This is a genomic window from Skermanella mucosa (assembly GCF_016765655.2).
Lineage (GTDB): Bacteria > Pseudomonadota > Alphaproteobacteria > Azospirillales > Azospirillaceae > Skermanella > Skermanella mucosa.
Genome location: NZ_CP086106.1, coordinates 1,467,736 through 1,481,352 on the forward strand (window position 1 = coordinate 1,467,736; position 13,617 = coordinate 1,481,352).

The 13,617-nt window shown below is 66.2% G+C and carries 9 protein-coding genes and 1 pseudogene; 6 read left to right on the forward strand and 4 right to left on the reverse strand.

The window, feature by feature from the left end; genetic code table 11:
- Positions 1 to 5 precede the first annotated feature (5 nt).
- The 3 genes from JL100_RS06715 to JL100_RS06725 all read right to left on the reverse strand — a co-directional run bounded on the left by JL100_RS06715 (position 6) and on the right by JL100_RS06725 (position 6,137).
- Positions 6 to 818, reverse strand: coding sequence for a beta-1,6-N-acetylglucosaminyltransferase (locus JL100_RS06715; protein ID WP_202679963.1), 813 nt, complete (start codon positions 816 to 818; stop codon positions 6 to 8).
- Between the two features lie 124 nt (positions 819 to 942).
- Positions 943 to 1,782, reverse strand: coding sequence for a beta-1,6-N-acetylglucosaminyltransferase (locus tag JL100_RS06720; protein ID WP_202679964.1), 840 nt, complete (start codon positions 1,780 to 1,782; stop codon positions 943 to 945).
- A 602-nt stretch (positions 1,783 to 2,384) separates the two neighbouring features.
- A complete protein-coding gene (locus tag JL100_RS06725; protein ID WP_202679965.1) occupies positions 2,385 to 6,137 on the reverse strand; it encodes a vitamin B12-dependent ribonucleotide reductase in 3,753 nt (1,250 codons plus the stop codon).
- Positions 6,138 to 6,588: 451 nt separating this feature from the next.
- Between JL100_RS06725 and JL100_RS06730 the strand changes: the two genes are divergently transcribed.
- From JL100_RS06730 to JL100_RS06745, 4 genes are all read left to right on the forward strand, one after another.
- The gene (locus JL100_RS06730) at positions 6,589 to 6,975 is read left to right on the forward strand and encodes an NADH:ubiquinone oxidoreductase subunit NDUFA12 (RefSeq protein ID WP_202679966.1); all 387 of its coding nucleotides are present in this window, start codon (positions 6,589 to 6,591) and stop codon (positions 6,973 to 6,975) included.
- Between the two features lie 92 nt (positions 6,976 to 7,067).
- Positions 7,068 to 7,595, forward strand: a complete 528-nt coding sequence (mlaD, locus tag JL100_RS06735; RefSeq protein ID WP_202679967.1) for an outer membrane lipid asymmetry maintenance protein MlaD — start codon at positions 7,068 to 7,070, stop codon at positions 7,593 to 7,595.
- Between the two features lie 41 nt (positions 7,596 to 7,636).
- On the forward strand, positions 7,637 to 8,407 hold the full coding sequence (locus tag JL100_RS06740; RefSeq protein WP_202679968.1) for a class I SAM-dependent methyltransferase: 771 nt from the start codon (positions 7,637 to 7,639) through the stop codon (positions 8,405 to 8,407).
- A 30-nt stretch (positions 8,408 to 8,437) separates the two neighbouring features.
- The gene (locus tag JL100_RS06745; protein ID WP_202679969.1) at positions 8,438 to 8,845 is read left to right on the forward strand and encodes a DUF2155 domain-containing protein; all 408 of its coding nucleotides are present in this window, start codon (positions 8,438 to 8,440) and stop codon (positions 8,843 to 8,845) included.
- Here JL100_RS06745 and aat read toward each other — a convergent pair.
- Complete coding sequence (gene aat, locus JL100_RS06750; RefSeq protein ID WP_202679970.1) at positions 8,815 to 9,465, reverse strand: leucyl/phenylalanyl-tRNA--protein transferase; 651 nt, start codon at positions 9,463 to 9,465, stop codon at positions 8,815 to 8,817. The two genes, JL100_RS06745 and aat, sit on opposite strands and share 31 nt — an antisense overlap.
- 1,360 nt (positions 9,466 to 10,825) lie before the next feature.
- Here aat and JL100_RS36785 point away from each other — a divergent pair.
- Together JL100_RS36785 and JL100_RS06760 are read left to right on the forward strand one after the other, a co-directional pair.
- A pseudogene (locus JL100_RS36785) lies at positions 10,826 to 11,836 on the forward strand (methyl-accepting chemotaxis protein); the annotation flags it as partial.
- 170 nt (positions 11,837 to 12,006) lie between these two features.
- Positions 12,007 to 13,500: a sensor histidine kinase gene (locus JL100_RS06760; RefSeq protein ID WP_202679972.1), complete on the forward strand. Its 1,494-nt coding sequence runs from the start codon at positions 12,007 to 12,009 to the stop codon at positions 13,498 to 13,500.
- The last annotated feature ends 117 nt before the right edge of the window (positions 13,501 to 13,617 follow it).

A 13,617-nucleotide genomic window follows, 5' to 3' on the forward strand; every position in this document is an offset into this window, starting at 1 on the left:
GAGCCTTACCGCCTCAGCTGGCTGTCGATGAGGTCGAAGATGCCGGGATCGGCATCCAGATCGAATTTCCGGGCGAAGAACTTCCCGCTTTCCCGCAGCTGCGGGATCTGGGCGGCGGTCAGGGTTCGCGGGCTCATCCCTTTCTGTTCCCAGGTCGTGAACATCAGGGCCGGCTTGACCCGGTCCTCGAAGGGCGACCTGGACAGTATGGTGTGGAACATGATTTCGTCCGGGATCTTCACCGTCCTGAAGAAGGAAACGAATTCCGGGCGGCTGTCGATGAACTGCAGGATGTACCGGATGCAGGGCTCGGAAAGACACCACCACTGGGATCCGCCGTGCGGCTCCAGTTCGCCGAGCACCTTCTTGTAGTCCTGCTTGGGGAGCAGCCTCAGGAAGCCGTTGATGATCCGGGCCTGCGGCTTCCGCGGATCCCGGGTCGCCCGGTAGGGATGCTGGAGACGGCTGATGGGCTTTCCCACATGGTCCGCCGGCATCCGGTGCCGGTTGATGTACTCGTGCCGCGCCTCGCCGAGTTCCGCCAGGAGATCGCCGGTCGACCGGATGGGGTAATCGGAGCCGCTCAACAGGATGTAGTAGTCGTGCGGACCCGCCGACAGCGCCGCGGCCAGGGTGTCGACCGTCGCCTGGACCATGCTGTAGCCGCCCCACAGGACATCCTGCCTGTCCGGAACGAAATACGCGCTCAATCCCCGGTCGCTGACGGCCGCCACGAAGGGATCGATCGTCACCTTTCTGTCGATGTGGACGAAGAAGGACGCTCCGTCATGGCTGAGGGCCTGCAGCATTCTCGCCATCTGCGGCGGGTTCTTATGAGCGAGTATGATATATGCGATCTTCATATCGGTCTCTCTAGACCCTCGCCGCTACGGGATATCGGTGTAGTTTTCCTGTAAGCAATGGACCAAAGGTCTCCTTCGATTACTCGGGCGTCGGATGGCCGACCTTTTCGGCGATGGCCTGGACGATGTGGATGTCCTGGTCGTTGTCGAACTTGCGGGCGAATATCTTTCCGCTTTCCATCATCTGGTCGAAATCGCTCCTGCGCAGCACGGTGGGACGGGAAGAGGCCTGCTCCCACAGCACGAACCTGCCGTTGTCGTTGGACCGCGACGATCGGAAAGGGCTGTCCATGATGACGTTCTGGAAATAGAACTCATCCGGGAACATCACGCGCCTGCAGCGTCTGCGCCACTTCATCGCGGTCGGACTCGATACGACCCACTCGCTGAAGCTGCGCGAGAGAATGTGCCATCCAGATCCTTTCCAGTGTATCCTGCGGACAAGAAGATCGGCTCTCGGCAAAGGGATCCGGTGGACTCGATGCCCAAATTCAATGCATTGGAACCATGTGCGACGACGGATGCTTATGCCGAGGTCCGGCAACGGCATGCATGCTATTCCGCTCGAGCCGCTCAATCCAGTCAGATATTCGACGATGCCTTCACGGCGGCGGAGTGGGTAATCCTGACCACTTATGTTTAGGAAATATTGCCAGTCCGGCCAAAGTTCGACGGCCTCCTGCAAGCCTTGCAACTGTGATTCGACGATGCTCCAGCCGCCCCAATAGATCGGAAGCGACCGTTGGAAATGGATATTTGGGCGATTTCCGCAAATCTCAACTATATCGCGAACATAGCTTTCAGGAGAGTTCCTGTCGATATGAATCATGAAATAATCAAGGTCGTTGTACAGCGCGGCCATCAACCATCGGAACTGATCCTTTTTATGGTACAGGGTAATCTGGTAAACAACTTTCATGCGAGGGGCTACTCCAGCCGGCGGGGCTCCACTCATTGATGCCGCTCGCCAACAGCACCGGTCGTTGGGATTGGTCTCGGTCCGCGTTTGGTTTGATTATCGTTCAAGCAGAGACCTCAAAGCGCCATGTGACGCATCACCAAAATGTTCGGGGCGCATCCCGGACACGCGACGACTTCCTCGAACGTTATCGCTCGGCTTTGAGGCAATCAAGTAACGAAGACAGTGGTAAAACATCAGGATGCCGGCCTTTCGAGCATTTCCAGGCAATGTTGCAAGGAAAGGTGATCGTTCGTCGTGCCTCCTGAGATTAGCCGGGGCGGTTTCCCGAACAGCCTCTCTGATCAATCCCATAATTATATTATGGGGTAGCTGCGTCTCGCTGAAGTGCTGTAGGTGGATTTGGGAGCGCCGTGGCTTCCCGGAGCAGGCCATTTGAGGAAACAGGAATCCAGGCGGGAAACGACTTTCGGCCGGCACGGCACCCCGGACGGCCGAAACGCATTTGCCCGCCGCAGCCGTCCGGCCGCGGCGGGCAAAGCCCGTTCAAGTCAGGTATGGCGGGCGGCGGTTCCCGGGGAAACCGCCGCCCCCGGCGCCTGTCAGGAGCAGCCGGTCGTGGACCCGCAGGTGTCGCACTTCATGCAGGTGCCGTTGCGAACCAGGGTCATGTTCCCGCACTCGCCACAGGGATCGCCCTCATAACCCTTGGCGCGGGCCTCGCGGATCCGCTCCATCCGCTGGTCGGCCGCCGGCGCCGTCGCGACCGCCACGGCGACGGCCGGCTGGGACTGTTCGGGGGACAGCGCGCGGGCCGTCGCCTCGTTGCCCAGCGTGGCGCCGCCGGCCAGAGCGGTCGCCTGGCTGCCCGTCGCCATCGCCATGGCAGCGACCCCGCGGGTTGACTGGCCGCCCGGCAGGACGCGCAGGTTGGACCGGACATAGCCCTTGCTGGCGACCTTCTGCACGGCGTCGAGCGTGTCCTTGGTGAAACGCTCCGCCGCCGGGGGCAGGTTGCCTTCGCCGTCGCCGGTGCCGAGGCTGTCCGGGAACAGGTCGTCCGGGGTGGCGTGGGACAGGTCGGTGCGCTGCAGGTAGCTGATCGCCAGCTCGCGGAAGATGTAGTCGATCACCGAGGTCGCCATCTTGATCGCGTCGTTGCCCTGGACCGGACCCGACGGCTCGAAACGGACGAAGGTGAAGGCTTCCACGAATTCCTCCAGCGGCACGCCGTACTGCAGGCCGATCGAGATCGCGATGGCGAAGTTGTTCATCAGCGACCGGAAGGCGGCGCCTTCCTTGTGCATGTCGATGAAGATCTCGCCCAGCCGGCCGTCCTCGTACTCGCCGGTGCGCAGATAGACCTTGTGGCCGCCGACCACCGCCTTCTGAGTGTAGCCCTTGCGCCGGTGGGGAAGCTTCTCCCGGTCGGCGCGCTCGCGCATGCGCTCGACCACCTTCTCGACGATCCGCTCCGCGACCATCGGCGCCCGCTCGGCCGGCGGGGCGTCGATGATGGCCTGGACGGTATCCTCTTCCTCCGACTCGTCCTCGCCTTCCAGGATGCTGCTGGACAGAGGCTGGCTGAGCTTGGAGCCGTCGCGGTACAGCGCGTTGGCCTTGGTGCCCAGGCGCCAGGACAGCATGTAGGCGTCCTTGCACTGCTCGACCGTGGCCGAGTTCGGCATGTTGATGGTCTTGGAGATGGCGCCCGAGATGAAGGGCTGGGCCGCCGCCATCATGCGGATGTGGCTCTCGGTCGAGAGATACCGCTTGCCGATCCGGCCGCAGGGGTTGGCGCAGTCGAACACCGACAGGTGCTCCTCGCGGAGGTGCGGGGCGCCCTCCAGCGTCATGGCGCCGCAGCAGTAGGTGTTCGCCGCGTCGATCTCGGCCCGCGAGAAGCCCAGGTGGGCCAGCATGTCGAAGCCGAAGTCGTCCAGCGCGGCGGCCGGGATGCCCAGCACCTCGGTGCAGAACTCGGCGCCCAGCGACCACTTGTTGAAGGCGAACTTGATATCGAAGGCGTTGCCGAGGCCCTGCTCCAGCGCCTTCAGCGTCTCGTCGGTGAAGCCCTTGGCCTTCAGTGCGGCGTGGTTGACGCCGGGCGCGGTCTTGAGCGTGCCGTGGCCGACGGCGTACCGCTCGATCGATTCGATCTGCCCGGGCGTGTAGCCCAGCTTGCGCAGCGCCTCGGGCACCACCCGGTTGATGATCTTGAAGTAGCCGCCGCCGGCCAGCTTCTTGAACTTCACCAGGGCGAAGTCCGGCTCGATGCCGGTGGTGTCGCAGTCCATCACCAGGCCGATGGTGCCCGTGGGGGCGATCACCGTGGCCTGGGCGTTGCGGAAGCCGTACAGCTCGCCCAGCTCCAGCGCATTGTCCCAGGCGCGCCGGGCCGCCGCGACCAGGTCCCGGTTCGGGCACTCGCCCTCCCGGATCGCGACCGGCAGGACCGACAGGCCCTCGTACTCCGGGCCGTTGCCGGACGCGTCGCCATAGGCGGCGCGGCGGTGGTTGCGGATCACCCGCAGCATGTGGTCGCGGTTGATCTCGTAGCCGGGGAAGGTGCCCAGCTCCTGCGCCATCTCGGCCGAGGTCGCGTAGGACACGCCGGTCATGACGGCGGTGATGGCGCCGCACAGCGCGCGGCCCTCGTCGCTGTCATAGGAGATGCCGGCCGCCATCAGCAGGCCGCCCAGGTTGGCGTAGCCGAGGCCCAGCGTGCGGAACTCGTAGCTGAGCTGGGCGATCTCCTTGGACGGGAACTGGGCCATCAGCACGGAGATTTCCAGCACGACGGTCCACAGCCGGCAGGCATGCTCGAACGACTCGATGTCGAACTCGCCGTCGGCGCTGCGGAAGGTCATGAGGTTCAGCGACGCCAGATTGCACGCCGTATCGTCCAGGAACATGTATTCCGAGCACGGGTTCGACGCGTTGATGCGGCCGGACGCCGGGCAGGTGTGCCACTCGTTGATGGTGGTGTCGAACTGGACTCCCGGATCGGCGCAGGCCCAGGCCGCTTCGCCGATCTTCTCCCACAGGTCGCGGGCCTTGAGGGTCTTGGCGACCTTGCCGTCGGTGCGGCGGATCAGCTGCCAGTCGGCATCGTCCAGCACGGCCTCGATGAAGTCGTTGGAGATCCGGACCGAATTGTTGGAGTTCTGGCCCGAGACGGTCAGGTAGGCTTCCGAATCCCAGTCGGTGTCGTAGGTCTTGAACTGGATCGAGGTGTAGCCCTGGCCGGCGAACTGGATCACGCGCTGGACGTAGTTCTCCGGGATCATCGCCTTGCGGGCGGCGACGACGGCCTTCTTCAGCGCCTTGTTCTCCTTGGGGTCCAGGCGCTTCGGGTCGGTCGGGGAGAATCCCTCGGTGGCGGCGGCCATGACCGCGTTCATGTGCTTGGAGGCGAGCTTGGAGCCGGCGACCAGCGCCGCGACCTTCTGCTCCTCGGTGACCTTCCAGTCGATGTAGGCCTCGATGTCCGGGTGGTCGAGGTCGACCGTGACCATCTTGGCGGCGCGCCGGGTGGTGCCGCCGGACTTGATGGCGCCCGCGGCGCGATCGCCGATCTTCAGGAAGCTCATCAGGCCGGAGGACCGGCCGCCGCCCGACAGCTTCTCGCCGTCGCCGCGGACCTTGGAGAAGTTGGAGCCGGTGCCGGAGCCGTACTTGAACAGGCGCGCCTCGCGCACCCACAGGTCCATGATGCCGCCGTCGCCGACCAGGTCGTCGCGGACGCCCTGGATGAAGCAGGCGTGCGGCTGCGGGTGCTCGTAGGCCGACTCGGACGCGGTCAGCTCGCCGGTGCGGAAATCGACGTAGTAGTGGCCCTGGGCGGGGCCGTCGATGCCGTAGGCCCAGTGCAGGCCGGTGTTGAACCATTGCGGGCTGTTGGGCGCCGCCATCTGGCGGCACAGCATGTAGCGCATCTCGTCGAAGAAGGCGCGCGCGTCCGACTCGGCGTCGAAATAGCCGCCCTGCCAGCCCCAGTAGGTCCAGGTGCCGGCCAGCCGGTCGAACACCTGCCGGGCCGAGGTCTCGCCGACCAGCCGGTTCTCCTTGGAGACCCGCTTCAGCGCCTCCTCGTCGGCGACCTTGCGCCACAGCCAGCTGGGGACCGTGTTCTCCTCGACCGCCTTCAGGGCCGCGGGGATGCCGGCTTTGCGGAAATACTTCTGCGCAAGGATGTCGCAGGCGACCTGGCTCCAGTCGGCCGGGACGTCGATGTCGGCGAGCTGGAACACGACCGAGCCATCGGGATTGCGGATCTCGCTGGTGGTACGGCGGAACTCGATTCCGTCGTAGGCGTCCTTTCCTTCGGTCGTGAAACGTCGCTCAATCCGCATCTCAGTGGTCCCCTGGCTCTGGCGGGCGCCGTCTCTGGCCGGCGCCGGCTGAAAATTCCTGCTGCCCCGTGGCACCGCGGCCTCCGCCCGTCCGGGCCGGCCACGATATCCTGTGCTTGGAGTGGGAGTGTGCCACAAGTTCTGGTGCAGGCAACCACATTTTGACGTCGATGTTCCCTCACCCACAAAATGTCGTGGGTGGCTGTGGTCGGAGCGACACGGTGTCTCAGGGGGAGGGGGCTCGGGATGGAAGACCGTAGCCTCGGCCGGCGCCCGCGTAAAGCCGTTGACAGGGGTGCGCCGATTCAGCCGTCAGGCCCCACCGGAGTCGCGGGCCGGCGAATATCGGGCTCCCCCTCTTGCGTCCGGCTGGACGCGGGCAAGCCCAAGTGCCATATTCCGCGGCGACGAAAAGAGCGGAACGCGGGTTCGAACCCGTCAGCGAGCGGCCATGAAAGAACGCATATCCTTCAATACGTTTCTGTCCAACCTGCAGATCCGCCTGTTCACGTGGCGCCGCGGCGAGCTGGTCGGAACGGACCAGTTCGGCAACGTGTACTACCGCGAAAAGAAAGCCAAGGGCCGGCGGGAGCGCCGCTGGGTCCTCTACAACGGCGAGCCCGAAGCGACCAAGGTTCCGCCGGAATGGCACGGCTGGCTGCACTTCACGGTCAATGAGCCGTTGAAGGAGAACAGCGCGTTCCACAAGCCCTGGCAGAAGCCCCACGTGCCCAACGCCACCGGCAGCCTCGGCGCCTACCGGCCGCCGGGCCACACGCTGGAGGGCGGCCAGCGGGAGCGCGCCACCGGCGACTATGAACCGTGGACGCCGGGCTGACCGCCCGGCATACTCCCCGGTCGCCCGCGCGGCCGTTCGCCCGATCCCTGGACGCGCCGGTCGCCGCGGGCCCATCCACCGAGGAATCATGAATGCGCAGGAATACCATTGAAACCGTGCTCGGCGGTGTCGTCATCGCCGTGGCGGGTTTCTTTTTGGTCTTTGCCTATACCAGCGCCGACCTGAGGCGGGTCGAGGGCTACGAGGTCTCGGCCAACTTCTCCAGCGTCGGCGGCCTGCAGAGCGGCAGCGACGTCCGCATCAGCGGCGTCAAGGTCGGCACCGTGACCAGCCAGAGCCTCGATCCGGCCACATATCTGGCCGTCGTCCGAATGACCATCGATCCCAGCATCAAGCTGCCCAAGGACACGGTCGCGCTGATCGCCAGCGAGAGCCTGCTGGGCGGCAAGTACATGGCGCTGGAGCCGGGCGGCGACCCGGACCTCATCCAGCCCGGCGGCCGGATCGACTTCACCCAGTCCACCCCCGGCCTGGAACAGCTGCTGGGCCAGGTCATCTTCAGCATGCAAAGCGGCGGACAGCAGGGACAGGCTCAGGGACAGGGCGCCGAGACCCCGCCGGCGCCCCCCGCGGCGGGCGGCGGCCTGCTGGGCAACTGACCGCGGGTTCGGACCATGGGGTGAACGGGGAGCTTCGGGCGATGATCGACCGGACCGGACCTTCGCAGCGCTGGGATGCCTGCGGCTATGCGGAGAACGCCCGGTTCGTCGCGGATCTCGGCCTGCCGGTCGTCGACCTGCTGGCCCCCCGGCCGGGCGAGCGGATCCTCGACCTGGGCTGCGGCGACGGTGCGCTGACGGAGAAGCTCGCGGCCGCCGGTTGCCGGGTGGTCGGCGTGGATGCCAGCCCCGAGCTGACCGTGGCGGCGCGGGCGCGCGGGATCGAGGTCCATCTGATGGACGGACATGCGCTGGCCGTGGGCGGCGGGTTCGATGCCGTCTTCTCCAACGCGGCGCTGCACTGGATGCTGCGGCCGGACGACGTGATCGCCGGGGTGTGGAACGCGCTGAGACCCGGCGGCCGGTTCGTCGGCGAGTTCGGCGGCGCCGGCAACGTCGCGCGGATCGTCGATGCGCTGGAGGCGGCGCTGGACCGGCGCGGCATCGACGGCAAGGCCGCAAATCCCTGGTTCTTCCCGACGCCGGCGGATTATGCCGCCAGGCTGGCGGCGGCAGGATTCCAGGTACGCTCTTGCGAGCTGATCGAGCGGCCGACGCCCTTGCCGACCGGGATGGCCGGCTGGCTCGCGACCTTCGCCGGCAGCTTCCTCGCCGCCGTGCCGGAGGGGGAGCGGAGCGCCGTCCTGAACGAGGTGATGGCGGCGATCGCCCCGCACCTGTTGAAATCCGACGGCACCTGGTACGCCGACTATGTCCGCCTGCGGTTCGCCGCCGACAGGCCGGGCGACTGACGGCGGATGGCCCAGCGAACGAGAGAGTTGATGGACAGACGGAACATCGCGGCCGGCATCGCCGGCACTGCCTTCGCGGTCCTGGCCTTCGCAGCCCTGGCGGTGCCCGCCTCGGCGCAGACCGGCGCGTCGGAAGGGATGGAGAGCATGCCCCATGCCGTGCTCCAGGGGCTGGACAAGGTGACCGCCCGAGTCGTGACGATCGAGGTGCCGGTCGGCCAGCCGGTCGAGTTCGGCTCCCTGCGCATCACCGCGCAGACCTGCCGCAAGGCGTCGCCGGTCGAGCCGCCGGAATCGGCGGCGTTCCTGGAGATCCTGGAGGAACGGCCGGACGAGGCGACCGAGGCGCTGTTCAGCGGCTGGATGTTCGCCTCCAGCCCCGCGCTCTCCGCGCTGGAGCACCCGGTCTACGATATCTGGGTGATCGACTGCAAATAGGCGTCGATCACCTCCTGCTCGGTCCCGGCGGTGAAGTCGGGCGTGACCTGGAGCGCGCGGGCGAGCTGCGCCCGATAGCTTGACCGGGGGATCTCCACCGTGCCGAACTGGCTGAGGTGCTCGGTCACGAACTGGGTGTCCAGCAGGGTGAAGCCGTTGCGGCGCAGGCGTGCGACCAGATGGACCAGCGCCACCTTGCTGGCGTCGGTCTCCCGGCTGAACATGCTTTCCCCGAAGAAGGCGCCGCCCAGCGCCACGCCGTAGAGCCCGCCCACGAGCTGGCCGTCGCGCCACGACTCGACGGAGTGGGCGAAGCCCAGGTCGAACAGGACCGAATAGAGCCGGATGATCTCGCCGTTGATCCAGGTCTTCGGCCGGTCCCGGGTCGCTTCGGCGCAGCCCTGGATGACGCCGTGGAAATCGCTGTCGACGCGGACCTCGAAACGCCCGCTCCGGACGGTCCGGCGCAGGCGGCGCGGGACATGCATGTCGTCGAGCGGCAGGATGCCGCGCTGTTCGGGGTCAAACCAGTAGAGTTCGTCGGATTCCGCACTCTCCGCCATGGGGAAAATCCCGGCGGCATAGGCTCGCAGCAGAAGCTGTGCCGTCAAACCAGTCATTATGATGTCGTCGTCTCCCGCTCCGGGCCGAACTCGCCGGGATACTATATAGGTCGCCGCCGGGATTGGGGAGAGCTCTACCGGACCCCCATGGAGGACCCGCTTGGGAGGGTGCCGCAGGCCCATGGCGGGGTCCGGCAGTATAGGGCGCGACAAATCGGCCATCGAAGAATTGGAAAGGATTTGTTTAGGAAAGGGGTCCATGAGTCTGCATGTAATAGATGAATAATCATCTTGCCTATGGATGTCGAAAACTGTATGTAAGAAGACAGTTTTATGACATTCCTGTTTCTGGATCGTGAATACCATGTCAAATGCGGCCATTATTTACGGAATGACAGGGTCGGAGGTGTCGATTCTTCTGCCCGGATCGTCCGAGGCTGACGACCGGCCCGGCATCCTGTCCCGCCTGGCGATCGGCACGCGCGTCGGTATGCTGGTGATCGTCGCCCTCGCCACCGTGATCGTCATGGTCGGGCTGTTCCTGCTGGCCGACCGGCACATGAACCAGGCGACGGGCCGGCTCGGTTCCTTCGGGGACCTCGTCGTGCTCGCGGCTTCGGCGGAGCGGCGGGTCGCCGATCTCCAGATCCAGGCGCGGGACTTCATCGCCAATCGGGATTCCCGCGCCGCCGCCGGCTTCCGCGCCGGCGCCGTCGAGGTCGACCGCCTGCTCGACCGGGTCGCCGCCCATGCCGCGACCGGCAGTGCCGCGGACCAGGTCGACGGCATGCGTTCGACCCTGCGCGACGCGGCGGAACGCTTCGCCGCCGTGGAGAAGACCCTGGAGGTCATGGGCCTGGACGAAGACAGCGGCCTTCGGGGAAAGCTGCGCGCCTCGGTCAACGCCGTCGAGACCGAACTGCGCAAGTGGCCGATCGGCATGGTGGCGCAAACCTATGTTCGCATGCTGACCATGCGGGTCATCGAGAAGGATTTCCTGCTCTACGGCGACATGGGCGTCATGGGCGCCCATAAGAAGGCGTTCCGGGAGTTCGAGTTCGGCATGATGGGGTCGGGCCTCGACGTGCCGACCCAGGAGGCGCTGGTCAGCCTCGGGGCCGTCTATCGCGCCGACCTCGCGGCGCTGGTGGAGCACCAGGGCAAGCTGGTCCGGGAAGTGTCCGCGTTCAACGCCGCCCTGGCCGCGATGCCCGGCCGGTTCGCCGGCCTGTTCGATTTCGCCAGCGCCGGGATGGAGGCGGCCCGGACCGACAAGGACTATGTCCGGGACGCGACCGGCCGGACCGGGCTGATCGCCGGGGCCGGCATCATCGTGCTGTTCCTCCTGCTCAGCCTGGTGCTGGTCCGCAGCATCACGGTGCCGCTGCGCTCGATCGAGCGCGCCATGCAGCGGCTGGCGACCGGCGACCGGTCCTCCAGCGTGCCGGGAGCGATGCGCCGCGACGAGATCGGCGCCATGGCGCGGGCGATCGAGGTGTTCCGGAGCAATGCGGAGGAGATGGAGCGCCTCAAGGCCGAAGACGAGATCAAGGAGCGTCGGCGCAAGGAGGAGTTCGCCGCCCGCCTCGCCACCCTCGCGAGCTCCCTGGAAGCGGAGGTCCAGTCCACCGTCATGGCCGTGATCGAGCAGGCCGCCGGCATCGCCGACCTGGCGGAGCGGCTGAACGCCGCGGCGCGCCGCACGGGCGAGCAGTCGGCCGGCGTCGCGGAGGCGGCACGCGACGCGACGGCCAACGTGCAGACCGTCGCCACCTCGACCGAGGAACTGGCGACCGCCTCCCGGGAGATCGGCTCACAGGTCGCCGAGGTCTCGGACATCGTCAAGCGGGCGGTCGGGCAGGGCGAGCAGACCCAGCGGGTCGTGGCGAAGCTGGCCGACGCCGCGAGCAACATCGGGGAGGCGGCCAAGCTGATCACCGGCATCGCCAGCCAGACCAACCTGCTGGCCTTGAACGCCACCATCGAGGCGGCACGCGCCGGGGAGGCGGGCAAGGGCTTCGCCGTCGTGGCGAGCGAGGTGAAGGTGCTGGCGACCCAGACCGGGCAGGCGACCGACCGGATCAGCGGCCAGATCGTCGCGGTCCAGAGCGCCGCAGAGATCGTCATCGCCCACATCCACGAGGTCCAGGAGGTGATCAGCCGGATCGACGCGATCGCGGAGCTGATCACGGGCGCGGTCACCGACCAGGGCAGCGCGACCGAGTCGATCAGCCAAAACGCGATGTCGGCGGCGAACGGCACCGGCGAGGTGTCGGAGCGGATCACCGCCGTTTCCGAGGATGCCAGCGAGACACGCGGCTTGGCGCTCGTGCTCGACAACAGCGCCGTGGTCGTGAGAAGCCAGGTGAACCAGTTGAAGGAGAGGCTGACGCAGCTGCTGAACGAGTCGAACAGCCTCGGGTCTTGACCCTCGTCGGATAGGAAGTAATTTATTAAACTTTGGCTTAACCTAATTGAGCTCAACTGCCTGATACCGTCGGGGTCGCTTCATGCGCAGGAAGACCCGGGCGGCGCCTCGTCCCGGAGACCCTCCGGGGCGGAGGGCTCACCCGGACTGGCTGCGGACATGTGAGGACGATGGCTCGCCTATTCGACCGGCTTTCCTTCCGGCAGGCCCGCAACACGGTCATCGTCGCAATCCTCCTGGGGACCTTCGTAAGCGCCCTCGACCTCATAGACGATGCCCGGCGCGAGCGGGAAGTCCAGCGCCGCACGCTGGAGGAGGTCACCCAGATTATCGCGGAAGCCGCGGCAAAGGCCGCCTACGACCTCGATTCCTCCCTGGCATCCGACGTCCTCAAGGGCCTCCTGAGCTACCAGCCGATCTACCAGGCGCGGATCCAGGACGAGTTCGGGGCGCGGCTGGCGGTGCGCGAACGGCCGCTCATGGAAACCCGGCTGCGGCTTTTTTCCGAATGGCTGTTCGGCAAGTCGCTCGATATCACGGTGCCGCTCTATTACGAGCCTGTGAACCGGCCGAGGCTGGAGATCGGCAAGCTCTACGTCGCCGTCGACAGCCACATCGTCGCGACGGCTTTCCTGGACCGGGCGCGATCCACCCTGATCAGCGGCCTGTTCCGCAACCTGGCGCTGGGGCTGCTGCTCACCGCCATGTTCCATTTCATGGTGACCAAGCCGATCCTGGCGATCAGCAAGGATTTCACCCGGATCGACGCCCAGTCGCCCGGCAGCCATCTCGTCGAGGTTCCGCCCGGCCACGATTCCGACGAACTGGGTCTGCTGGTCGCCAGGACCAACCAGTTCCTCAAGGCGTTCGACGCGGCGCTTCGCGAGAGGGCGCGCTATGCCGACGAACTGCGCGGAGCCCTGATCCGCGCGGAGGAGGGGAGCCGGGCCAAGTCCCAGTTCCTGTCGACCATGAGCCACGAGCTGCGCACGCCGCTCAACGCGATCATCGGCTTCTCCGAGCTGATCCGGGACGATCCGGCGTCGGTGGCCAAGGGGGCGCCGCTTGGCGACTACGCACGCGAGATCCACGGGAGCGGCAACCAGCTGCTCCAGATCATCAACGATCTGCTCGACCTGACCGAGATCGACGCCGGCCGGCACGCCATCAACCCGGAGATCCTGGACGTCCGCCACATGCTGGAGGCTTGCGCCCGCCAGGTTTCCTCGACCGCGCGCGAGCGCAAGCTGAGCCTGAGCATCGCGATCGACGCCGGCTGCCCGGCCCTGAAGGCCGACCCACGGGCGGTCCGCCAGATTCTCCTGAACGTGCTGTCCAACGCGCTGAAGTTCACGCCGGCGGGCGGTACGGTGACGGTCAGCGCGGCGCCCCTCGGGGACCGGGTCGTCCTCACCGTGGCGGACAGCGGGATCGGGATCGATCCGGCCAACCTGACGCGTGTCTGCGAGCCGTTCTGGCAGGCCGAGCCGGTCCTGTCGCGCCGGTACGGCGGCACGGGCCTGGGCATGCCGCTGGTCCAGGCCCTCGTCGACCTGCATGACGGCACGTTGCGCATCGTGAGCGTCGTGGGGGAGGGAACCACCGTGACCATAGAGCTGCCGGCGGCGATCATCGACCGTTCGGTGAAAGCGGCCCAGGCATAAAAGGCCCCACAAGTGTACTGGGCTGCATGCGCCCATAAACCCTTTGTAAAGCCGATTACTTCGATAATAGACGGTCAATTCAGAATTGCAATATATTTGAGGCAAATCATGAGTTTC

Bases quoted from the DNA above. Each gene is read 5' to 3' on its own strand.
- JL100_RS06715 (WP_202679963.1), bottom strand. From the start codon at position 818: ATGGCGAGAATGCTGCAGGCCCTCAGCCATGACGGAGCGTCCTTCTTC.
- JL100_RS06720 (WP_202679964.1), bottom strand. From the start codon at position 1,782: ATGAAAGTTGTTTACCAGATTACCCTGTACCATAAAAAGGATCAGTTC.
- JL100_RS06725 (WP_202679965.1), bottom strand. From the start codon at position 6,137: ATGCGGATTGAGCGACGTTTCACGACCGAAGGAAAGGACGCCTACGAC.
- JL100_RS06730 (WP_202679966.1), top strand. From the start codon at position 6,589: ATGAAAGAACGCATATCCTTCAATACGTTTCTGTCCAACCTGCAGATC.
- mlaD (WP_202679967.1), top strand. From the start codon at position 7,068: ATGCGCAGGAATACCATTGAAACCGTGCTCGGCGGTGTCGTCATCGCC.
- JL100_RS06740 (WP_202679968.1), top strand. From the start codon at position 7,637: ATGATCGACCGGACCGGACCTTCGCAGCGCTGGGATGCCTGCGGCTAT.
- JL100_RS06745 (WP_202679969.1), top strand. From the start codon at position 8,438: ATGGACAGACGGAACATCGCGGCCGGCATCGCCGGCACTGCCTTCGCG.
- aat (WP_202679970.1), bottom strand. From the start codon at position 9,465: ATGACTGGTTTGACGGCACAGCTTCTGCTGCGAGCCTATGCCGCCGGG.
- JL100_RS06760 (WP_202679972.1), top strand. From the start codon at position 12,007: ATGGCTCGCCTATTCGACCGGCTTTCCTTCCGGCAGGCCCGCAACACG.